At 61.0% G+C, this 22518-nt stretch carries 18 protein-coding genes, 1 pseudogene and 2 riboswitches; of the genes and pseudogenes, 7 read left to right on the top strand and 12 right to left on the bottom strand.

Translation table 11 applies throughout. The annotated features are described in order from the left end of the window. Together tnpC and ACTZWY_RS10140 are read left to right on the top strand one after the other, a co-directional pair. A pseudogene (gene tnpC / locus ACTZWY_RS10145) lies at positions 1–1596 on the top strand (IS66 family transposase); the annotation flags it as partial. Next, positions 1593–2195, top strand: a complete 603-nt coding sequence (locus ACTZWY_RS10140) for a plasmid pRiA4b ORF-3 family protein (RefSeq protein ID WP_444790586.1) — start codon at positions 1593–1595, stop codon at positions 2193–2195. The pseudogene tnpC and the gene ACTZWY_RS10140, both read left to right, overlap by 4 nt. Positions 2196–2436: 241 nt before the next feature. On the opposite strand, the gene gcvP is transcribed toward ACTZWY_RS10140, so the two are convergent. The 3 genes from gcvP to gcvT are packed head-to-tail and all read right to left on the bottom strand — an operon-like array spanning position 2437 to position 6791. Further along, positions 2437–5277, bottom strand: coding sequence for an aminomethyl-transferring glycine dehydrogenase (gcvP, locus tag ACTZWY_RS10135; RefSeq protein WP_444790585.1), 2841 nt, complete (start codon positions 5275–5277; stop codon positions 2437–2439). A gap of 21 nt (positions 5278–5298) precedes the next feature. Further along, positions 5299–5658: a glycine cleavage system protein GcvH gene (gene gcvH / locus ACTZWY_RS10130; protein ID WP_444790584.1), complete on the bottom strand. Its 360-nt coding sequence runs from the start codon at positions 5656–5658 to the stop codon at positions 5299–5301. Positions 5659–5666: 8 nt separating this feature from the next. After that, on the bottom strand, positions 5667–6791 hold the full coding sequence (gene gcvT, locus ACTZWY_RS10125; RefSeq protein WP_444790583.1) for a glycine cleavage system aminomethyltransferase GcvT: 1125 nt from the start codon (positions 6789–6791) through the stop codon (positions 5667–5669). 68 nt (positions 6792–6859) lie between these two features. After that, positions 6860–6929, bottom strand: a riboswitch (glycine riboswitch). Between the two features lie 3 nt (positions 6930–6932). Next, positions 6933–7024, bottom strand: a riboswitch (glycine riboswitch). Positions 7025–7106: 82 nt separating this feature from the next. Between gcvT and ACTZWY_RS10120 the strand changes: the two genes are divergently transcribed. Continuing rightward, positions 7107–7673 (top strand): gamma-glutamylcyclotransferase, encoded by a 567-nt coding sequence (locus tag ACTZWY_RS10120; RefSeq protein WP_444790582.1) that lies wholly within the window; start codon positions 7107–7109, stop codon positions 7671–7673. Between the two features lie 215 nt (positions 7674–7888). On the opposite strand, the gene ACTZWY_RS10115 is transcribed toward ACTZWY_RS10120, so the two are convergent. After that, positions 7889–8377: an SH3 domain-containing protein gene (locus tag ACTZWY_RS10115; protein WP_444790581.1), complete on the bottom strand. Its 489-nt coding sequence runs from the start codon at positions 8375–8377 to the stop codon at positions 7889–7891. A 166-nt stretch (positions 8378–8543) separates the two neighbouring features. Between ACTZWY_RS10115 and ACTZWY_RS10110 the strand changes: the two genes are divergently transcribed. After that, positions 8544–9530 carry a 2-hydroxyacid dehydrogenase gene (locus tag ACTZWY_RS10110; RefSeq protein ID WP_444790580.1) on the top strand — a complete coding sequence of 329 codons (987 nt, stop codon included), beginning with the start codon at positions 8544–8546 and terminating at the stop codon, positions 9528–9530. An 8-nt stretch (positions 9531–9538) separates the two neighbouring features. Here ACTZWY_RS10110 and ACTZWY_RS10105 read toward each other — a convergent pair whose 3' ends face one another. Next, entirely contained in the window at positions 9539–10093 is a 555-nt protein-coding gene (locus ACTZWY_RS10105; RefSeq protein WP_444790579.1) for a thioredoxin family protein, read from the bottom strand. A 175-nt stretch (positions 10094–10268) separates the two neighbouring features. On the opposite strand from ACTZWY_RS10105, the gene ACTZWY_RS10100 reads away from it, so the two are divergent. Together ACTZWY_RS10100 and ACTZWY_RS10095 are read left to right on the top strand one after the other, a co-directional pair. Then, positions 10269–11510, top strand: a complete 1242-nt coding sequence (locus ACTZWY_RS10100; RefSeq protein WP_444790578.1) for a hypothetical protein — start codon at positions 10269–10271, stop codon at positions 11508–11510. Further along, positions 11507–12877 (top strand): cytochrome P450, encoded by a 1371-nt coding sequence (locus tag ACTZWY_RS10095; RefSeq protein ID WP_444790577.1) that lies wholly within the window; start codon positions 11507–11509, stop codon positions 12875–12877. The genes ACTZWY_RS10100 and ACTZWY_RS10095 overlap by 4 nt, the downstream gene beginning before the upstream one ends. A 56-nt stretch (positions 12878–12933) precedes the next feature. Here the strand turns inward: ACTZWY_RS10095 and hisG are convergent, their stop codons facing one another. From hisG to hisS, 3 genes are read right to left on the bottom strand one after another with little or no spacing between them, the layout of a single operon-like run. Then, positions 12934–13647, bottom strand: coding sequence for an ATP phosphoribosyltransferase (gene hisG, locus ACTZWY_RS10090; RefSeq protein ID WP_444790576.1), 714 nt, complete (start codon positions 13645–13647; stop codon positions 12934–12936). Next, entirely contained in the window at positions 13644–14723 is a 1080-nt protein-coding gene (locus ACTZWY_RS10085) for an ATP phosphoribosyltransferase regulatory subunit (protein WP_444790575.1), read from the bottom strand. The genes hisG and ACTZWY_RS10085 overlap by 4 nt, the downstream gene beginning before the upstream one ends. Then, positions 14720–16288 carry a histidine--tRNA ligase gene (gene hisS / locus ACTZWY_RS10080; protein ID WP_444790574.1) on the bottom strand — a complete coding sequence of 523 codons (1569 nt, stop codon included), beginning with the start codon at positions 16286–16288 and terminating at the stop codon, positions 14720–14722. Before hisS ends, ACTZWY_RS10085 begins: the two co-directional genes overlap by 4 nt. A 242-nt stretch (positions 16289–16530) precedes the next feature. Between hisS and ACTZWY_RS10075 the strand changes: the two genes are divergently transcribed. Then, the gene (locus ACTZWY_RS10075) at positions 16531–18015 is read left to right on the top strand and encodes a replicative DNA helicase (RefSeq protein WP_444790573.1); all 1485 of its coding nucleotides are present in this window, start codon (positions 16531–16533) and stop codon (positions 18013–18015) included. 529 nt (positions 18016–18544) lie between these two features. Here the strand turns inward: ACTZWY_RS10075 and ACTZWY_RS10070 are convergent. From ACTZWY_RS10070 to ACTZWY_RS10055, 4 genes are all read right to left on the bottom strand, one after another. Continuing rightward, on the bottom strand, positions 18545–19003 hold the full coding sequence (locus ACTZWY_RS10070) for an Hsp20 family protein (RefSeq protein WP_444790572.1): 459 nt from the start codon (positions 19001–19003) through the stop codon (positions 18545–18547). 155 nt (positions 19004–19158) lie between these two features. Next, positions 19159–19992 carry a trypsin-like serine peptidase gene (locus tag ACTZWY_RS10065; protein ID WP_444790571.1) on the bottom strand — a complete coding sequence of 278 codons (834 nt, stop codon included), beginning with the start codon at positions 19990–19992 and terminating at the stop codon, positions 19159–19161. A gap of 77 nt (positions 19993–20069) precedes the next feature. Beyond that, entirely contained in the window at positions 20070–21356 is a 1287-nt protein-coding gene (glcF, locus tag ACTZWY_RS10060) for a glycolate oxidase subunit GlcF (RefSeq protein WP_444790570.1), read from the bottom strand. 8 nt (positions 21357–21364) lie between these two features. Further along, positions 21365–22477, bottom strand: a complete 1113-nt coding sequence (locus ACTZWY_RS10055) for an FAD-binding protein (protein ID WP_444790569.1) — start codon at positions 22475–22477, stop codon at positions 21365–21367. Positions 22478–22518: the final 41 nt, after the last annotated feature.

Here is a 22518-nt window from a genome sequence, read left to right as displayed (position 1 = left end):
ACAGGCGGCGGAAGCCGAATTGGTGCAAGTTCGTGCCCTGGCCTCCTGCACGGAGGCAATGATCCAGGAGTTGAAGCTGGAGATCGCCAAACTGCGGCGCGACAAATACGGTATCTCCTCCGAGCGCCGCGCGCGACTGATCGATCAGCTGGAATTGCAGCTTGAGGAATTGGAAGCCGCGGCCACCGAAGATGCGCTGGCGGCTGAACAAGCTGCAGCGCATGACAAGACCAGCACCGTGCGTGCCTTCACGCGGCGCAAGCCCGTGCGCAAACCCTTTCGCGACCACCTGCCGCGCGAACGTGTGGTGGTTGAGGCGCCGACCAGTTGCACCTGCTGTGGCTCGGACCGGATCGTGAAGATGGGCGAGGATGTCACCGAGACGCTGGAAGTGATCCCCCGTCAGTGGAAGGTGGTCCAGACCGTGCGGGAGAAGTTCACCTGTCGGGCCTGCGAGAAGATCAGCCAGCCACCCGCCCCGTTCCACGCCATTCCGCGCGGTTAGGCCGGGCCGCAACTGATCGCGATGATCGCCTTTGATAAATATGGCCAGCACCAACCACTGAACCGGCAAGCCGAGCGGATTGCACGTGAAGGGATTGATCTCAGCCTGTCCACCCTGGCTGACCTGATTGGGCATGCCTGTGTGGCGCTAGCTCCCATCCATGCGCTGATCGAACGCCATGTGTTGGACGCAGGCCGTTTGCATGGTGATGACACAACCGTTCCGCTTCTGGCGCGTGCGGCACCAAAACTGCGCGGCTGTGGACCTATGTGCGTGATGATCGACCGTGGGATGGGGGCGCGCCGCCTGCGGCTTTCTTCAAGTTCTCGCCTGATCGTCAGATGATTCATCCCAACAAGCATCTGGCCGGGTGGCAGGGTGTGCTGCAGTCGGACGTCTATGGCGGCTATAATGATCTGTATCTGGCAGATCGAAGCCCGGGTCCGGTGCGCGCAGCACTGTGCTGGAGCCATGCCAGACGCAAGTTTTTTGAGTTGGCAGATATCAAGGCCGCCATCTTCAAAAACGGGGCCCGCAAGGGCAAGAAGGTAGCAGAGGGGATATCTCCCATCGCGCTGGACGCTGCGACGCGGATCGATGCGATCTTTGCCGTCGAGCGTGAAATCACCGGCCTGTCCGCCGCAGAGCGCTATGAGGTCCGCCAGCAACGGGTCGCGCCGCTGGTCAATGATCTGCATGACTGGATGCTTGCCGAGAGGGCCCGGATGTCAAAGCACAACCCTGTCGCCAAGGCGATGAATTATATGCTCATCGGCGAGGGCCGCTGGGACGCCTTCACTGCATTCCTTGATGATGGGCGCCTATGCATGACGAACAATGCCGCCGAGCGCGCTCTCAGAGGCATCGCATTGGGCAGAAAGTCGTGGCTTTTTGCAGGATCCGAACGTGGTGGCGACAGGGCTGCGTTCATGTATAGCCTCATTGTCACGGCAAAGATGAATGACATCGACCCACAGGCATGGCTGGCCGATGTCCTCGCCCGCCTGCCGGAGATCCCGATCTCGCGCGTGCATGAATTGCTGCCATGGCATTGGAAGGCCGCAACTGAATTGAAGAGGATTGCCGCATGACGCTGGTTGCGCGCCTCAAGGTGACATTATCTGACGTCGAGCCCCAAGTATTGCGGCGCTTCGATGTGCCGATCAAGATCAAGCTGAACCGTCTGCACGATGTGATCCAGGCCGCCATGGGCTGGACCGACAGCCACCTTTACGAGTTCCGGGCCGGCGGCGTTGGCTGGGGCGTGCCAGATCCTGACGGCTATTATGATGGCCCGCTGCCCGCCAGCAAAACCAGCCTGATCGATGTCCTCGAAGATGTCGGCACCAAGACCATCCATTACATCTATGACTTTGGCGACAACTGGCACCATGTGATCAAGGTCGAGAAAATCGATGATGCCATCCCGGGTGCCGACTACCCGCGTCTTTTCAGGGCTATCGGGGCTTGTCCCCCTGAAGATGTGGGTGGGTTCCCCGGCTACGCCGACTTCGTTGACGCCATGGCCGACCCCAAGCACGAAGAACACGACCGGATGCTGGAATGGCATGGGGGGAAGTTCGATCCCGATGAGGCAGAGATCGGCCGCATCCTCGAAAACTTCGAGCGTCTCGCCAAAAAGTGGGCCCCGAAGCCGCGTAAACCAAAAGCTGCGCTCAAACGCCTCTGATCAACACCGCACGGCCACGGTCTTCAGCGGATGCTTACAATTCAGGAATATGCCGCCTGGATAAACTGCATCCCTATAACGCCGGATCGGCAGACCCCGGCCCGCCGACAGCGCGGGCTTTATCCAAGGGCGCACGTCCCCTTCAAGCCAGTAAACCACCATCCGCATATCTTCCGCTGCCTGAATGCAACGCGGCCCCCCACATGTCGCGGGGCCGCTGGGTCATCCAAATCTGGCGGCGTTATTCCGCTGCATCAAGGTAGCTTTCCACAGGCGGACAGGTGCACACAAGGTTGCGGTCCCCGAACACATTGTCCACGCGCCCCACAGGTGGCCAGTATTTGTCCCCCCGAAAGCTGGCAGGCGGGAAGCAGCCTGTTTCGCGCGAATAGGGGCGGTCCCAGTCAGCCACCAAATCCTCGACCGTGTGGGGGGCGTGTTTCAGCGGGTTGTTGTCCGCATCGATCGTTCCATCCTCGACCGCGCGAATTTCTTCGCGGATGGCCAGAAGTGCCGTGATGAAGCGGTCAATCTCGGCCTTGGTTTCCGATTCTGTGGGTTCGACCATCAGCGTGCCCGAAACAGGCCAGCTCATGGTTGGCGCGTGAAAGCCGTTATCAATCAAGCGTTTGGCGATATCATCCACAGTAATTCCGGCCTTGGCGAAGGGGCGGGTGTCAATGATGCATTCATGCGCCACGCGGCCCTTGTTGCCCATGAACAAAATATCATAAGCCCCGCGCAACCGCGCCGCGATGTAATTGGCGTTCAGAATTGCCACGCGCGTGGCTTGCGTCAGGCCCGCGCCCCCCATCATCAGGCAATAGGCCCATGAAATCAGCAAAATGGACGCCGACCCGTAAGGTGCCGCCGAAACCGGGCCTTCGGCGCCGCCGGTTTCGGGATGCCCCGGCAGGAAGGGCGCCAGATGGGCCTTCACGCCAATCGGTCCCATGCCGGGGCCACCCCCGCCATGGGGAATGGCAAATGTCTTATGCAAGTTCAGATGGCTGACATCGCCGCCAATTTCACCCGGTTTGACCAGCCCCACCATGGCATTCAGGTTCGCCCCGTCAATATAGACCTGCCCGCCATGATCATGGGTGATCTGGCACACCTCGCGCACAGTTTGTTCAAACACCCCGTGCGTGCTGGGATAGGTTATCATGCAAGCCGCCAGCCTGTCGCCGGCTTTTGCGGCCTTTTCGCGGAAATCATCCAGATCCACATCGCCGTTTGCGCTGGATTTGACGACAACCACCTTCATGCCGCACATCTGCGCACTGGCGGGGTTGGTGCCATGGGCCGACACGGGAATCAGGCAAATATCGCGGTGCCCCTGACCGCGCGCGCGGTGATAGGCCTGAATCGTCAACAGCCCCGCATATTCGCCCTGCGCGCCCGAATTGGGTTGCATCGACATGGCGTCATAGCCAGTGATTTCGCACAGTTTCGTCTTCAGGTCCGAAATCGCCTGCGCATAGCCCTGTGCCTGATCGGGCGGGCAAAACGGGTGCAGGCTGGAAAATTCCGGCCAGGACAGCGGAATCATTTCCGCCGCCGCGTTCAGCTTCATGGTGCAAGACCCAAGCGGGATCATGGCGCGGTCAAGTGCCAGGTCGCGGTCGGACAGGCGGCGCATATAGCGCATCATTTCCGTTTCAGCGCGGTTCATATGGAAAATCGGGTGGTCCAGATACCCGCTTTGGCGCAGGAACGCATCGTCAAACCCCAGTTGCGCCCGGTGGGGCGGCACGCCTTCAATGCCAAACACCCGCAACACGGAAATCAAGACCCGCTCATCGGTGGTTTCATCCAGCGAAATGCCCACATGCGTGGTGCCAATCTTGCGCAGGTTCAGCCCTTCCTGACGTGCGGCGGCCAATATACCCGCCTGCCCCACACCGACATCAACTGTGATAGTGTCAAAGAAATCCTTGACCACCACCCGCGCGCCCGCCGCGCGCAGCGCATGATACAGGCGCTGGGTGCGGAAATGCACCCGTTCCGCAATGGCGCGCAGCCCCTTGGGACCATGAAACACCGCATACATGGACGCCATGACCGCCAGAAGCGCTTGCGCGGTGCAGACATTGCTTGTCGCCTTCTCGCGGCGGATATGCTGTTCGCGGGTTTGCAGCGACAGCCGGTAGGCACGATTGCCGCGCGCATCAATGCTGACGCCGACAATCCGTCCGGGCATGGCGCGCTTATAATCGTCGCGGCAGGACATGAACGCGGCATGCGGCCCCCCATAGCCCATAGGCACCCCGAAACGCTGCGCAGACCCCACCGCAATATCGGCCCCAAGGTGGCCCGGTTCGCGGATCATGGTAAGCGCCAACAGGTCGGTTGCCATGATGGCCAGCGCCTTGGCATCATGCAAGGCCGCGATTTGCGGTGTGAAATCACGCAAATCGCCGTAAGTGCCGGGATACTGGAATATCGCGCCAAACACCTGATCGGGCTGCAGCGTTTCCGGTGCCCCCACAATGATTTCAATGCCCAACGGGGCGGCGCGGGTCTGCATGACGGCAATATTCTGGGGATGGCAATTTTCATCCACGAAAAACGCCGCCGCTTTGGACCTGGCCACGCGCTGCGCCATGACCATGGCTTCGGCGCAGGCGGTGGATTCGTCCAGCAAGGATGCATTGGCAACCGGCAGGCCGGTCAGGTCCGCAACCATGGTCTGGAAATTCAGCAACGCTTCCAGCCGCCCTTGGGCAATTTCCGGCTGATAGGGCGTGTATGCTGTATACCATGCGGGGTTTTCAAAGATATTGCGCAGAATTGCAGGCGGGGTCACCGTGCCATAATAGCCCTGCCCGATAAGGCTGGTCATGACGCGGTTTTTTTCCCCCACGGCCCGCAATTTTGCCAGCAATTCACCCTCCGACAGGGGCGCCCATGTCAGCGCGTCAGGCTGGCGCAGATCGGCGGGAATGGTCTGGTCAATCAACTGGTCCAGACTGTCACATCCAAGCGCGTCAAGCATCTGCGCCATTTCTTCGGGCGTTGGCCCGATATGGCGGCGATTGGCAAAATCATAGGGGTTATAATCCGTGGGGGTATAGGTCATGCGTTTCTCCGCTTCCGGGGATCAGCCCAGAAATTCCTTGTATTCGTCCTCGGACATGAAATCGTCCAGAACACCCAGATCATCGAGCTTCATCTTGAAGAACCACGCGTCCCCCTGCGGGTCCTCATTGACCAGCGCGGGGGTGTCGACAAGGGCTTCGTTGACCTCGACAATCTCGCCATCGACGGGGGCCAGAATATCACTGGCGGCCTTGACCGATTCGATCACGCAGACTTCATCGCCCTTGGCCACCATGGCCTCGATTTCAGGCAATTCCACGAACACGACATCGCCAAGCTGTTCGGCCGCGTGTTCGGTGATTCCCACGACCACGACATCGCCTTCGACGCGCAGCCATTCATGTTCTTCGGTAAAACGCATAGAATCCCTCATTTGCAGTAGGTTGACGGGCGAAAGGGTAAAGCCGCCACGCGCACAGGCAAACGCTTGCCGCGCAGTTCGGCCCAAAGTTCCGTTTCCGCGCCTGCATATTCAGCAGGCACATATCCCATGGCAACAGGTCTTTCGACAGACGGGCCAAACCCGCCCGAAGTGATGGTGCCGATTTGCGCGGCGCTGTCCTGCGCGACAAAAAGCGGGGTGCCTGCGCGCATGGGCGCGCGGCCCTGCGGGATCAGCCCCACACGCTGGCGCGCGGCCCCCTGTGCCAGTTGCGGCAAAATCACATCTGCGCCCGCAAATCCGCCCGCGCGCGCGCCGCCTGCGCGCCGCGCCTTCTGGATGGCCCAATTCAGTGCTGCTTCAACCGGGGTGGTGGTGGTGTCGATGTCATTGCCATACAGGCACAACCCCGCTTCCAACCGCAGGCTGTCGCGCGCGCCCAGTCCAATGGGCGCGACATCGCCATGGGCCAGAAGTGCACGCGCGAAAGCGTCGGCCTGTGCTTCGGGCACCGAAATTTCAAACCCGTCTTCGCCGGTATAGCCCGAACGCGATACCCAAAGCGTGACCCCGTTCCAATCATGATTGGCGACATCCATGAAACGCATCTTGACCACATCGGGCAAAAGCGCGGCCAATACCGCTTCGGCACGCGGCCCTTGCAAGGCCAAAAGCGCGCGGTCGGTCACCTCGGTCACGTCCAGTTCCGGCAGAGTGCGCCGCATATGCGCCAGATCCGCCGCCTTGCAGGCCGCATTGACCACCACCAGCAGATGATCGCCGCGATTGGCCACCATCAGATCATCCAGAATGCCGCCCGCGTCATTGGTGAACATCGCGTAGCGTTGCCGCCCTTCCGCCAACTCCGCCAGCGCCACAGGCACCAGCCGTTCCAGCGCCAGCGCGGCATTCGGCCCGCGCAAGATAACCTGTCCCATATGGCTGACATCGAACAACCCCGCCTTGGCGCGACAGTGCAAATGTTCCCCCATCACCCCCAGCGGGTATTGAACGGGCATGTCATAGCCCGCAAAGGGCACCATTTTTGCCCCAAGTTCCAGATGCAGCGCATGCAGCGGGGTGCGCCGCAGATCGGGTTGCATATCAGACATACTGCCCCTTCCGGTTGGGCCATGCGGCCCGGGTCCATGTTGCGGCTGCTGGCCGCGTTCCATGCCCCCTCTGTCCTGTGCGCCTGAGATCGCTATCCCTTCGGCGGGCGGCCAAAGCTGGCGCACCTCTCTCCAGAGTCCGTGTGCAGACCGGTCCTTTTGCCTGAGAGTTTACCGGGGCGGTTGCTCCTTCGGCCCTGACCTTGCGATCAGCGTCTCCCGTATCTGCGCCCTTTTGTTAGCGGAAAGGCCGCGCATTTGGCAAGTGCAAATCCCATGCTTGCACCTTGGGGGCAAACTGGTCAGATATAGGGCATGAGTGATCCTTATTTCTTTGGCTACGGGTCCTTGGTGAACCGCCAGACCCACGACTATACCGATGCGCACCGCGCCGCGATTCGCGGCTGGCGGCGGGAATGGCGGTATTCGCACCGTCTGGACAAGACATTTCTAAGTGTTGTGCCCGACACCGACGCGCGGATCGATGGCTTGATTGCGCGCGTGCCGCGTGCGGACTGGGCCGCGCTGGACCTACGCGAAACCGGCTACGGGCGCCATATGGTGCCACCAGACCGCCTGCACCACGAGTCGCCGGTGACTGTTGCCGCGCAAGTATACGCGGTGCCACTGGACGCTTCCGCCTTGCCGGATGTGTCGCATCACATCCATCTTAGCTATCTGGATGTTGTGGTGGCGGGGTTTCTGGCGGAGTTCGGCACTGATGGCGTGACGCGGTTTTTTGCAACCACCACGGGCTGGGGGGCCGTGCTGAATGACCGCGCATCCCCGCTTTACCCACGCGCGCGCCCGACCACCCCCGCCTTGCGCGAGATGGTTGATGACAGCCTGTCGCAGTTGCGTGTCAAGCGGGCCACAGCGTAACGGCGCAGGAAGAATGACTTGCACGGCGTTGAAATTAAACCGTATTCGCGTGTTGACGGAATAAGCCCATCAGGGTGTGGTGGCTTTATGCGCTTGTTTTCGGCAAGGGAAACATTCGGCAAATGCACCAGTGAATCGCAAGGGCCGCAGGCCCGCGCACGCGTCCGACAAGACCGCAAATGGACGACAAAAACAGCTTGATCAAGGCGAATACTCTAGAATTCCTCGTCTTGCGAAACACCCCAGATATGGCGCTTTTCTACCCATCCGCGCGCGGTGCCAACTTCCAGCCTGCACCAGTCAATCTGACAGGCGCGCAAATGTGCAATAACACCGCGTTCCAACAGCGCGGCAACGCCGGAGGCCGTGTCAGGGGCGCTGTGCATTTCCACCATGTCGCCCTGAACCAGCACCGACCGCACCCCCGACAAAAGCGCGTAATGCATCCAGCCGCCCTGCCCCTCGGCATCTTCTACGCGGCGCCAGTGTTCGTATTCGGCCGTCACACGCAGCGGCAAGTCACGGCGTGTAAACACCCAGTCCACACGGTGGGACGTATCCGGCCCGCGCCGCGCATTGCCTTCGCTGGCCTTCATCGACACATAGCGCGGCAAAGGCAGGTTTGTGACCGGCCCACGGTCCAAAGCCTGCGCAAGCACAGGAAAAGCGACCAGAAGCGCCGCCAATACAAGGGTGGTTTTCATCATTTTGCCTGTCTGCCCCGGTTTTCCCGTGATCGGTGACTGCGTGTCTTGTGACTGCTCATTCAGTCTTTTCCCTGACCCAGCCTGCAATGCGTGCTTGCAGCCTGTTCCAGTTCATTGCACTTTGCCAGAAAGCCCCTGACTTGCAAAGAGGTGAGACGCAACCATGCCCACACAACGCCTGAGTGTTGTCGTAACGCGACGCCTGCCCGACGTGGTCGAAACGCGCCTGAAAGAATTGTTCGATGTCACCCTGCGCGATGATGACACGCCCATGACCCGCGATGAGTTGGCGCAGGCCATGCGCAGCGCTGATGTGCTGGTGCCGACCATCACCGACAATATTGATGCCAGCCTTATGGCGGGCGCGGGCGAGCGGTTGAAGCTGATTGCCAATTTCGGCGCAGGCGTGGACCATATTGATGTGCAATCCGCGCGCCAGCGTGGCATTCTGGTGTCCAACACCCCCGGTGTTCTGACCGAGGATACTGCCGATATGGCGATGGCGCTGATGCTGGCTGTCACCCGCAAAATACCGCAGGGCCTGCAGGTCATGCAATCAGGCGGGTGGCGCGGCTGGTCGCCGCTTGCCAATCTGGGCACGCGCATTGGCGGCAAGCGGCTGGGCATTCTGGGCATGGGCCGCATTGGTCAGGCCGTGGCGCGGCGCGCGCAGGCGTTCGGCATGCAGATTCATTACCACAACCGCCGCCGCCTGCGCCCCGAGGTGGAGGAGAAGCTGGAAGCCACATGGTGGGAAAGTCTGGACCAGATGGTGGCGCGGATGGATGTGATTTCCATCAACTGCCCGCACACGCCATCGACGTTTCACCTGCTCAATGCGCGGCGTCTGAAATTGCTGAAACCGACTGCTGTTGTCATCAACACCTCGCGCGGCGAAGTCATTGACGAAAATGCCCTGACGCGCGGCTTGCGCGCGGGTGAAATTGCGGGTGCGGGGCTGGATGTGTTCGAGCATGGCAATGAGATCAACCCCAGATTGCGCGAATTGCCCAATGTGGTGCTATTGCCACATATGGGGTCGGCCACGCTGGAAGGACGTGTTGAGATGGGCGAGAAAGTCATCATCAACATCAAGACCTTCGCGGACGGGCACCGCCCGCCCGATCAGGTTCTGCCCTCTATGCTGTGACTGCGCGCTCAGGCGGGTTTCCATTTGATCGAACACCCCATGGACGCAATCTGATCGCGCGGGCCTGCGCCGGTTTGCGCGATCTGGGCCATGGCTTCATACAGGTCGCGGCGCGCGCCATCTGGCGCAGGGTTGCGCCCGGACCCGTCCAGCCGCCCGCGATAGTGCAATTCCCCGGCTGCATTCAGGCCAAAGAAATCCGGTGTGCATTGCGCGCCCCATGCGCGCGCCACATTTTGGCTTTCATCATGCAGATACGGGAACGGGAAGTCATGTTCGCGGGCAAACCGGGCCATATTGGCGAAACTGTCCGCAGGATAGGCTTGCGCATCATTGGCACAAATCGCGGCCACACCAACGCCCATCGCCTGCAAATCGCGGGCATCGCGCACAATGCGGTCCACCACCCCCAACACATAGGGACAATGATTGCAGATGAACATCACCAACGCGCCTTTCGGCCCCATGATGTCGTTTAATGTGTAACTGCGCCCGTCCGTCGCAGGCAGGGTGAAACCCGGTGCCTGCCAGCCAAAATCGCATACGGGTGGGGAAACGGCCATTATGCCCTCCTGTCTTATGGGGTGATGGGTCGCAGTGCAGTCTTGCGGGTTGTTATGAAGGATGCAACCCACGCAACACAATCTGCACGCGGCCCCATTCTCGTGCAGGACAGGGCTTATTTTCACCCGTTTTCGGGGCTATCATCCCCGTCAACAAACAAAACGGGCGCGTCACATGGCCGATTCCCACATTCAGGACCGCAGGACAGGCCAGCATGTGCGACGGCGCCATGTGTTTTATATTCCCGGCTATGACCCTTTTCCCCCGCGCCGCTACCGTGAATTATACCGCACGGAATCTGCGCTGCAGGCGGGCATTTCGGGCTACAGGATAAGCCAGCACCCCAAACCTGCCGATGATGGCCCCTATGGCTGGAATGTCAGCGCAACAGTTGACGGGCATGATACCGAAACCACGATGATGATTCTGCAATGGTCCGATATCGTGCGCTCCTCCATGCAGGCGGGGATCTGGGCTACCTATGCACTGCTGGTGCGCACAGCATGGGTGTATTTTTCAGGCGGGGTCATGTTCCGGCTGTTTAGGTTGCGCGCGGGGCCGGGCATTGCGGCCATGTATCCGGTTGTTATGTTGCTGGGCCAGTTGGCAACCGCGCTGGCAGTGGCGGGGCTGGTTGGCTGGGGGCTGGCGCATGTGCTGCCACACTGGTTGGGCTATGCGCTGGGGCTGGGGGCTGTGCCGCCCATCCTGCACGGGTTTCGCAAAATCGATGGCAGGTTTTTCGTGCATTACCTGTTGCTGGATTTCGCCTTTACTGCCAAAAACCGGGGCCGCAACCCGCCAGAGCTGGAAGCGCGGCTGGATGAATTTGCTGACCTGATCGCAAACGCCCTGCAAAACCCCGATCTGGACGAGGTGCTGGTTGTGGGCCATTCGTCAGGCGTGCATCTGGGCGTATCAGTGCTGGCGCGTGTCATCCGCGCAGGTCATGCCACGCGCACAATGCCTGTTTTGTCCTTCTTGTCGCTGGGCCATGCGGTGCCGATGCAATCCTACCTGCCTGATGCACAGGATTTGCGCCGTGATCTGCGCTATTTGTCCACCCGCCCAGACCTGTTCTGGCTGGACGTGACGGCGCCCGGCGATGGGTGCTGCTACGCGCTGTGCGATCCCGTCAGCAGTGCCGGCGCTGCCCCCGCGACTGGCAAGCGCTGGCCTTTGGTCATTTCCGCAGCCTTCAGCCAAAGCCTGCGCCCTGAAACCTACCGCAAATTGCGCCGCCGCTATTTCCGGCTGCATTTCCAGTATCTTTGCGCCTTTGATGCGCCCAAGGATTATGATTATTTCCAGATCACCGCAGGCCCGCTGACATTGGCTGACCGCTTCCGCGACCGCAAACCGTCTGCCTCTGTGTCGCATGCGTGTTATTTGCCCAAGACCGCGCGCCTGCCATGACACGCCCCCCCATGCCCGAACACCGCGCCGAGCGTGTGCCATTCTGGCGCCATCTGGGCATGTTCCGGCGCGACATTCTGTCGACGCAACCCGCGCGCCTGTATCGCGCCAAAATGGCGGAAGTGAAGCTGCCGTTTCTGCATTCGGTCATGGTGAACACGCCCGAACTGGTGCGGCTGGTCCTGTCCGCGCGTCCGCGCGATTTCCCCAAATCCGACCGCGTGCGCGAAGGGTTGCGGCTGCTGCTGGGCAATTCGGTCTTTGTGACCAATGGCGCGGAATGGGCGCGCCAGCGCCGCATCATCGACCCGGCCTTTGAAGGGGGGCGGTTGCGCGACACCTTCCCTGCGATGTGGGACGCAGCACAAGCCGCCGCCCGCCGCCTGCAAACCGGACAGGTCGAGATAGAGGAGGAAATGAGTCACGCCGCAGCCGATGTCATTTTCCGCACACTGTTTTCTGTGCCCATTGCCGATGACACTGCCACCGAGGTGTATCGCACCTTTCGCGCCCATCAGCGCAGCGCGCCCATTCTGAACCTTGCAGCCCTTGTGCCCCTGCCTGTTTGGATGCCGCGTTTCTTTCCCCGCCAGACAAGGGCGACGGCGGCACGCATCCGCGCGCTGATTACGCATATGACCGCCACGCGCATGGCCGCCATTCAGGCGGGCACCGCGCCAGATGATCTGGCCACCAAGATCATGACAACGCGCGACCCTGAAACCGGCACCACATTCGACACCGCTGAAATGGTCGATCAGGTCGCGATTTTCTTTCTCGCGGGGCATGAAACCAGTGCATCCGCGCTGGCATGGACATTATACCTGATTGCCACCCATCATCCCGACTGGCAAAATAAACTGGCCCGCGAAGCGCAGGCCCTTGCGCCCTATGTGGCAACTGGCACAGCGCCCGAATTCGGGGTGCTGAAGCATTTCCCGCTGATCCGCGACACATTCCGCGAAGCGTTGCGCCTGTATCCGCCGGTGCCGATGCTGGTGCGCGAAACAACACAGGCGGAGTGTTTTCGCGGCAGGCCCCTGGCGCGCGGCGCGCAGGTCATTATCAGCCCCTGGCATTTGGGACGGCATGAAAGCATCTGGCCTGACGCCCATGATTTCCGGCCCGAACGCTGGCACAACCCCGCCACCAAACACCACGCCCGCGACGGGTTCATCCCGTTCTCAACCGGCCCGCGTGTATGCACAGGCGCAGGTTTCGCCATGGCCGAGGCCGTGTTGATTCTGGCGCGCCTGCTTCATGACTGGGAATTCCGCGCCATACCAGACCGTGTGCCCGTCCCCATGGCGCATATGACCGTGCGCGCGCGCGATGGGATCTGGCTGGAATTGCGCGCGCGGGAATAAGGGGCATTATTGCCCGTGTCCAACGGCCTTTTCCAAAGCAGCGCGCGCTTGCGGACCTATCCGCCCAGCCCCGACACATCCCCAACGCCCAGTTTCGCAAACAGCGTCGTGCGAATATCCGCAACCGCGCGCCAATCCGCCGCGCGGCTGGCAAACAGCGTGGCTTGCGAGCAATGCACAGGCGGGTCGCGCAGAATTTTCAAGTGGTTCGCCTGCAGCGTTTCCCCCGTTGACGTGATGTCGGCAATCGCTTCGGCGGTCAGGTTCTTGATGGTCCCTTCGGTCGCGCCCTGACTGTCGACAAGCTGGTAATCGGCCACCCCATGCGCGCGCAGATACTCGCGCACCAGCCGGTGGTATTTCGTGGCAATGCGCAGCCGGAACCCGTGGCGCGCGCGAAACGCCGCCGCCACGGCATCCAGATCATCCAGCGTTTCCACATCAACCCACGCCTTGGGCACGGCCACCACCAGATCCGCGTGTCCAAAGCCCATGGGCGCCAGGTCCACGACCTGGGCTTGCCAGTCCGCCAGTGTCTCGCGCACCAGATCGGACCCTGTCACCCCCAGATGAATGCGTCCCGCCGCCAGTTCACGCGGGATCTCACTGGCCGACAGCAGCACCAGTTCCACACCGTCAACGCCCGCGACACTGCCCGCATATTCGCGGTCCGCACCCGTGCGCTGCAGGGTCAGGCCATGGGTTGCGAACCAGTCAAAGGTTTTTTCCATCAACCGGCCCTTGGACGGCACGCCCAGTTTCAACATCATGCGCCCCCCCCCAATGCAACCAATGTGTCGGGACGGATCACGCCGCCCACCGCCGGAATTGCCCGACCCTGCCCCAAAACGGAGGTCAGCGCATCATAGCGCCCACCCGTGGCAACCGGGGGAAGATCGGCGGGCGCGGCGATGAAGCCGAACACAAACCCGTCGTAATATTCCATATTGGTGCGCCCGAAACTGGTCTCGAATGGCAGGGTGGCTGTGTCGATCCCGGCATCTTCCAGCGCGTCCAGCCGCGCCTCCAGCCTCTCCAGTGCGGGGGCCAGTGCGTCCCAGCCCTGCGTGCGCAAATCGCGCGCTACATCGCGCGCGCCCCCGCTAAGGGACAGCAACGTTTCAAGGGCGGCAATCTGCGCAGCGGGCACTGGCGGGGTTTCGGCGTCTTCCAGAAGGGCCGCAACACGTTCGGCAATCTGCCCCTCATCGCGCAATCCCACAAGGGGGCCGGCCTGATCCAGCAATGTCGCACAGGGGGCAGCTTGCAAGGCGTGCAGCAAATCTGCGCGCGGCGCGGCAAGCGGTCCCTGCCCGCCCATGCGTTCCAGCAGCGCGCGAAACCGTTTTGGCCGCCAGATATGGCGCATCAAGGCCGCCTTGCGCCGCGCGCTGGTGTCCAGCCCCGCAACAGCGGCTTTCAATATACCAATATCGCCCGTGACAGGGCGCAGGTCATAGCCCGCCAGAAGCTGCGCAAAATGCGCGAACACTTCGGCATCGGCGCGGGCGGGGGTGTCGCGGGCAAAGACTTCATAGCCCACTTGCAGATATTCGCGCGCACGCCCCTTCACCTGCTTGCGAAACACCGGCCCTGCATAACAATAGCGCGCCGGTTCCGCACCGCCTTGCATATGCGCCTGCACCACCGGCACGGTAAAATCGGGCCGCAGCATCATTTCCCCAAGGGCGGGGTCATGGGTGACATAGGCGCGCGCGCGAATATCCTCGCCATACAGGTCAAGAAGCGTTTCGGCGGGTTGCAAAATATCGGCGGTAACCAGTTGCGCACCGGCGTCCTGCATCTGCGCCAACAGGTTTTGGGCAAGGGTCGCTGCGGCGGTCATTTATGACGGTCCAGAATATCGCGCACCGTTTGCACCAGGTTCTCACGGGCCACTTCGATTTGCGCAGGCTGGGATTTCCATTCTTCTACAGTGGCTTGTTGCGCGATCTTCGCGCCAAGGATTAAGTCCTTGATCTGCACAACCCCCTTGGCCGCTTCGTCCCCGCCCTGGATGATGGCGATGGGGCTGCCGCGTTTATCAGCATATTTCAACTGGTTGCCGAAGTTTTTGGGATTGCCCAGATACATTTCCGCGCGAATGTCAGCTGCGCGAAGATCGGCCACCATGCCCATGTAATCGCTCATTCTGTCGCGGTCCATGACAGTTACGACAACGGGGCCTTGCGCAGTGGTGTCCAGCCGCCCCTTGGCTTGCAACGCCGCCAGCAGGCGATCAACGCCAATGCTGACGCCCGTTGCAGGCACAGGCTGGCCAGTAAAGCGCTTGACCAGATCATCATACCGCCCGCCACCTGCCACGCTGCCAAACTGGCGCGGACGGCCTTTTTCGTCCTCTATCGAGAAGGTCAGTTCAGCTTCGAACACAGGGCCGGTGTAATAACCGAGGCCACGCACCACCGAGGGGTCGATGATGATGCGGTCAGGGCCGTAGCCTTGGGCGGCGAGGAGAGAGGCGATCTGTTCGAGTTCATAGACACCCTCAATCCCCTGCTCACTATCGGAAACTACGGCACGGAGAAACTTTACAGCGGATGCACTAGGATTGCTCCCTCCTAAGAACATCATTGGTCGACCCATCATCGCAATTTTTTTTGAACGCGCTTGCGCTTCAGGTCCAAACTGGAGACTAACATCGATAAAAGTCATAATCCTTTGAATTTGCTCCGTCCTCAACCCCGCGCCCTTCGTAACATCCCCGCTCTCATCCTTGCGCCCCTCACCCAGAAGCGCGCGCACGCCCTCCACGCCAAGGCGGTCCAGCTTATCAATCGCGCGCAGGACGATTCCGCGCTCGCTGGCGAATTTTTCAGGGTCGGCGGGGTCCAATATCCCCGCAACCTCCATCACGCCATTCAACACCTTACGGTTGTTCACGCGGATCACATAATCCCCGCGCGGGATGCCGACTTCTTCCAACGCGTCCGACAGCATGGCGCAAATCTCGGCATCCGCCGCCACACTCGCGGCCCCGACCGTATCGGCATCGCATTGATAAAACTGCCGGAACCGCCCCGGACCGGGCTTTTCATTGCGCCAGACAGGCCCCATCGCGTAGCGGCGGTAAGGGGTGGGCAAATCCTGCCGATACTGCGCGGCCACGCGCGCCAAGGGGGCCGTCAGGTCATAGCGCAGCGCCAGCCAGTCGGCATCTTCTTCCCATGCGAACACGCCTTCATTGGGGCGGTCCACATCGGGCAGGAATTTTCCCAAAGCCTCAACCGTTTCGACGGCGGATGTTTCCAGCGCGTCAAACCCGTAGCGATGATACACCTCGGCAATCTTGTCCAGCATCGCCTTGCGCGCAGTGACTTCGTGGCCGAAATAGTCGCGGAACCCTTTGGGGGTTTCGGCTTTCGGGCGTCTGGGGCCTTTGGTTTTTGCCATGAGCGGACACTCCTGTCAGGGTCGGTCTGGCCTTAGCCCAAGGGGCGGCAAGGGGCAAGAGTGCGCGCGCGCAATCCCACCCCGCCCCGCGCGGACCCGCCACCAGATGTTGCGGCAAAAACCCGCCCCACCCCCATATCACGCTTATCCACAGGCCATGCACAGGCTTATACAATTTGCGCATCATGCCCGAATCCTGCTAATGTAGGCGCTAACGAGCATGGACATCGGCGGTAACAGGCATGAACGAGATCACAACGATCCGGTCGGGGGACACAGCGACCCCCGACACAATGCCCCATAATATTGAAGCGGAACAACAGCTTCTGGGGGCAATTCTGGTCAATAACGATGTGTATGACCGCATTTCGACACTGGTGAAACCGGCGCATTTCTTTGACCCCGTGCATCAGCGTATTTTTGAAATCGCATCCGCGCGCATTCTGAAAAACGCGCTGGCCAGTCCGGTGACGATCAAGGCCTTCATGGAAGATGATGAAGGGCTGCGCGAACTGGGCGGTCCTGCCTATCTGGCGCGGCTGGCGGCGGCGGCAATTTCGGCCTATGCGGCGCGCGATTATGCGCAGATGATCTATGAACTGGCGGTGCGGCGCGACCTGATCCGACTGGGGCAGGATATTTCGGCGCGCGCCTCCCAGATGGATGTTGCCTCGGAACCCAGGGAACAGATTATCGAGGCCGAACAGCGGCTGTACAAGCTGGCCGAACAGGGCGTGGCCGAACGCGGGTTCCAAAGCTTCCTGAAGGCCGTGACCGAAGCCGTGAACATCGCCAATGCCGCCTATCAGCGCGATGGCGGGCTTGCGGGTATTTCCACCGGGCTGATTGATCTGGACAAGAAGCTGGGCGGGCTGCACCCGTCGGACCTGATCATCCTTGCCGGGCGTCCGTCGATGGGGAAAACATCGCTTGCGACGAATATCGCGTTCAATGTCGCCAAAGCGTATAAGCGCGGGCTGAAACCTGACGGGTCCGAAGGGGCAGTTGAGGGGGGCGTTGTGGGCTTCTACAGTCTGGAGATGAGCGCTGAGCAGCTGGCCGCGCGTATCCTGTCGGAAGCGTCGGAAGTGCCCAGCGAACAGATTCGCCGTGGCGACATGACCGAAGAAGAATTCCGCCGTTTTGTGGAAGCGGCCAAGTCGCTGGAAGCCTGCCCGCTGTATATTGACGACACGCCCGCCCTGCCGATTGCACAAGTGGCGGCCCGCGCGCGGCGGCTGAAGCGCACGCATGGGCTGGATGTGCTGATGGTAGATTACCTGCAATTGCTGCGTGGCACATCCAAGGAAAGCCGCGTGCAGGAGGTGTCGGAAATTACCCAAGGGCTGAAAGCCATTGCCAAGGAATTGAACATCCCTGTCATCGCGCTGTCGCAGTTGTCGCGCAATGTCGAAAGCCGCGAAGACAAACGCCCGCAATTGTCGGATTTGCGCGAATCAGGATCGATTGAGCAAGACGCCGATGTGGTGATGTTTGTCTACCGCGATGAATATTACCGCGAACGTGAAAAACCGTCAGATCATGATCTGGAAGCCATGGCCAAATGGCAAGAGATTATGGAAACCGTCCATGGCAAGGCCGAAGTCGTCATCGGCAAACAGCGTCACGGCCCCATCGGCACAGTTGAATTGTCGTTTGAAGGGCGCTTCACCCGTTTCGGTAATCTGGTCAAGCCTTGGCAACAGGGCGGTGGTGACGGGTTCTGAAACCGCTGCGCCTGTGCCCCGCAATCATCACGCGCCCGCCCCAGTCATGCCCAATTCTGCCTGCATTGCTTAACAATACCTAAAGACACAGACTGAACAGCAAGAGGGCCGACATATGCAAGCGACAGCAAGACCACGCTGGATAAGCAATCTTATTGCGCAAGCAGAGGCTTCGCAAACACCGCTTCCATGGACACGCAGCGCAAAACGCGCGCGGCGCAACGCGGCGGCCCGCATACTGTCGGGGGCAGCCTGAGCTATAAGTGCGGCCCCTGAAACTATCGCCCATATTTTCAAGGCAGGGCGAAATATCTGGTTTGAGTAACGGTATTCAGAGTAATCAACATAGCCTGGCTTGCGTTCCGTCACAGTCAAGCAACCCACTCTAACCCTTTGTGAGCGCGTGTTTTTACGCGCAAAATCTAGTCATGATTTTGTGCAACATACGCAGGATAACAAGTAAAATCAGTATATACCTCAAAGGGCACCCGACTGGGTGCCCTTTGCATGCGTATCATGGCAATCACCGTCAGGCAGCTTGCTCGCGCATGATCTGGCGGGGGGTGGCCGCCTGAATTTCAATCTGGCGGGGCTTCAGCGCTTCTGGCAGTTCGCGCACCAGATCAATATGCAGCATGCCATCTTGATGCACCGCGCCAGTCACGCGCACATGATCGGCCAGATGGAAGCGCCGCTCGAATGCGCGGGTGGCAATGCCGCGATGCAGGAACTGACGCTCAGTCGCACTGTCCTGACCGCGCCCGGTAACCAGAAGCGCGTTTTCCTTGACTTCGACACTTAGATCATCCGCGCTGAACCCGGCCACGGCAATGGAAATACGATAGGCGTTTTCCTGCACGCGTTCGATATTATAGGGCGGATAGGTGGTATTGTGCAGGTCGCTTGACATGACACGGTCAAGCAGATCGGCCATGTGGTCAAAACCAATGCTGGCACGGTATAGCGGGGTTGGATCAAATCGACGCATAAGCATCCTCCTTGAAGTGAAGCGATGGTATGTTACGCACCCTCCGAAACTGGACAGGCGCAAGGCGGGGTTGCCGCAGGTCCACACTTGGCCCCTGCTGCCCTTATGATTTGGGAAAACAGATGCGGGGTTTCAAGCCCCCCTGACAGGTAATTTCACGGCCGCAAAAACCGCGCGCCCCCCCCCGCACTCATCTGGCGGGGGCCTGTGTCTGTGCCGTCTGGTGCCGACATGAAGCGCCTGTCACCCTGCGCAAGTGCTGCGCGCAGCACATCCAGCCGCGCCCCCAATGTCGCCCCAAAGGACACTTCCATATCGCGGCCGCCAATGGTCGCGTCCCCCTTGGCGGACACAACGGAGACAATGCGCGCCTGACCGTTTTGCATGGTAAACACCGGCGCCCCGGAAGACCCGAAATCCACCGAGCATGACATCACCAGCACGCCGTCGCGTTCCTGCCCCAACACATCGCAGGCTTCCTGCAGCGCCGGGGTTTCGCTGCGCTCGCGCCCATAGGACACAACACCAATTCTGTCCCCCGCGCGCGGTTGGGTATGCACAGCAAAAGCCGCGACCCCGAACCCGCGCATTGGGTGCGTCAATTCCAGTAACGCCAGATCATGGGCAATATTTTGTGCCGAAACACCGCCCGCGCGGTCATAGGCGGGGTGAATCGCACTGCGCAACACGCGTCCGTCAGCGACTGCGCGCCCATTGCGGAACCCCGCCCGAAAGGTGATGTCCTGATCGCGGAATCGTGCCCCACTGTGGCGGTCATACAGGCAATGCGCCGCAGTCAGAACATGGGTTTCACTGATCAACGCACCCGTGCAAAACCCGGACTGCCCGAAATCCACACGCCCGACCCCTTCCCAGCCGTAAATCTGCATGCCGCTGTCAAGCATTTGCAGCGGGCTGTCCGTGGATTGCGCCAGCACGGGCGGGGTAAACGCTGCGAAAATCGCAATCAGCGAAGCCAGAAAACGCATCCATAGACCTTCGGTTCAGGGGGTGTGCAGGCACCATCGCATGGCATGATGGCCAGAAAATGGCAATCCCTGGCCTGTCACGGCAACAGGGCACGCGGCTTTGGCCCGCCTGTGGCCCAGTCCAGCAATTCCACCATATGCACCACCGGCACATGCGTTCCAGACCCGATCTGCATCATGCACCCCAGGTTTCCGGCAGCAATCACATCGGGTGCAGTCGCTTCCAATGTGGCCACCTTGCGCGATTTCAGCGCCTTGGAAATCTCGGGCTGCATCAGGTTATAAGTGCCCGCCGACCCACAGCACAAATGGCTGTCGCGCGGTTCCACCACATCAAACCCCGCGCGCGCCAGCAACTGCTTGGGGAAGGTCGTGATCTTCTGGCCATGCTGCAACGAACAGGCGGCATGATAGGCGACCTTCATAGCTTGCGGTGATGCTTCGGGCAGGTCCAGTTTCATCAGCACTTCGGACACATCCATGGCAATACCTGCCACTGCCTGCGCCTTGTCGGCCAGCGGGTCATTGCGGAACATATGCCCGTAATCCTTGACTGTGGTGCCGCATCCGCTGGTGTTGATGACAATCGCATCCAGCCCCGCACCCTGCATTTCCGCGTGCCATGCGTGAATATTCGTCGCGGCGCTTGCATGGCTCTCGCGGGTTTTGCCCATGTGGTGGGTCAGCGCACCGCAACACCCCTGCCCCTGTGCAATCACCACTTCCGCGCCAAGACGGCGCAACAGCCGGATGGTGGCATCATTGATATCAGTGTTCAGCGCGCGCTGTGCACAGCCAGTCATCAAGGCCACACGCATCTTTTGGTGCCCTTGCGGCGCGAATACCTGCGGGTCATCATTGCGGCTGACCGGCGGGATATGTTTCGGCGCCATCTCCAGCATGGCGCGCAACCGCGCATCTGGCATCAGCGCACGGAACGGGCGGCCCAGCTTCGCGCCCAGAAGCGCCAGCCGGAACCGCGCCGGATATGGCAAAATCCGCGCCAGCACCCAGCGCAACATGCGGTCCGACAGGGGCCGGCGGTAGGTGCGTTCAATATGCGCGCGCGCATGGTCCACCAGATGCATGTAATGCACCCCCGACGGACAGGTGGTCATGCACGCCAGGCAGGACAGGCAGCGGTCAATATGCTTGACTGTCTTCTCATCTGCGGCGCGCCCCTTCTCCAGCATGTCCTTGATCAGGTAAATCCGCCCCCGCGGGCTGTCCAACTCATCGCCCAGCACGGCATAGGTCGGGCAGGTCGCCGTGCAAAACCCGCAATGCACACAAGCGCGCAGCACCTCGTTTGACCGTGCGATGGCGGGGTCTTGCAACTGCTTGGTGGTAAAATTCGTCTGCATCCTGCCCCCTAGGCCATTATCCCGGGGTTCAGCACCCCGCGCGGGTCAAATTTCATCCGCAGCCCTTGCGCGATTTTCGCCAACGCCGCCGGTTGCGGCGGAAATACGGCAATGCGCGCGCGTGTTGCCTGACTGGCCCGCACCAATGTCGCATGTCCCGCAAACGCCCCCAACCGCGCGCGCAAATCCACGCCTTCCGGGGTCAGAAACCACAACAGCCCACCGCCCCAATCCATGACAACAGGGCAATCCGCGCGCGCAACCAGCGCCGCCGCACCAGACGGGGCCACCGACACGCGCCACACATCCCCCGCGCGGCCTGCAAATTCGCTCACATCGCGTATCTTGCCCCACAAAGCCACGCTTTCGGGCGCGTCCAGCACCTGCCACGCGCCACCCAAAACCGCTTGCAACTGCGCACAACGATACGCGACCTGCCGCGCGAACCCCTCCAGGCGCAAACACACACACCCATCCCCGCCAACAGCCGCCCCGCTGACCTCATATGGCGTGCCGAGCGCTGCGGACATCACCCTGACCGCGTCTTGCGCCGACAGGGGGGCGCTGCGCAATGTGGCTTGGGTTTCGGGGGCGGGCAGCAACTTGAACGCGCATTCGGTCATCACCCCCAGCGTGCCCCAGCTTCCCGCCATCAACTTGACCAGATCATATCCCGTGACATTTTTCATCACCCGCCCACCATTCTTGACAATCGCCCCCGTCCCGTCAACGAACCGCACCCCAATCAGGCTGTCACGGCAGGCCCCGGCCTGCACTCTGCGCGGACCTGCGGCATTGGACGCCACCATCCCCCCCACAGTCGGCACCCCCTCCGTGCCCAGCAATGCCCGCATGTCCATCGGCTCGAAGGCCAGCCTCTGCCCCTCGCGCGCCAGCGCGGTGTCCACATCGGCCAGCGCCGTTCCTGCGCGCACAACCAGCGTCAACGCGCCGGCATCATACAGCGTAATACCCGACAGCCCCGCCGTGGACAGCACCGCCCCCGCCCCAGCCCCCGCCACAGGGCCGCACATATCGCGCGTGCCACCGCCCTGTATACGCAAAGGGGCAACACTGTCGCGCACCATCCTGGACAATTCTTGTTCACTTTCAGGGCGCATCGCACTGGCCTCCATAGCTGCACATTCAGCCTTCATCTTGC

This window comes from Roseinatronobacter sp. NSM (assembly GCF_052379845.1).
Classification (GTDB): Bacteria; Pseudomonadota; Alphaproteobacteria; order Rhodobacterales; family Rhodobacteraceae; genus Roseinatronobacter.
This window is presented reverse-complemented; position numbering and strand designations above follow the sequence as displayed.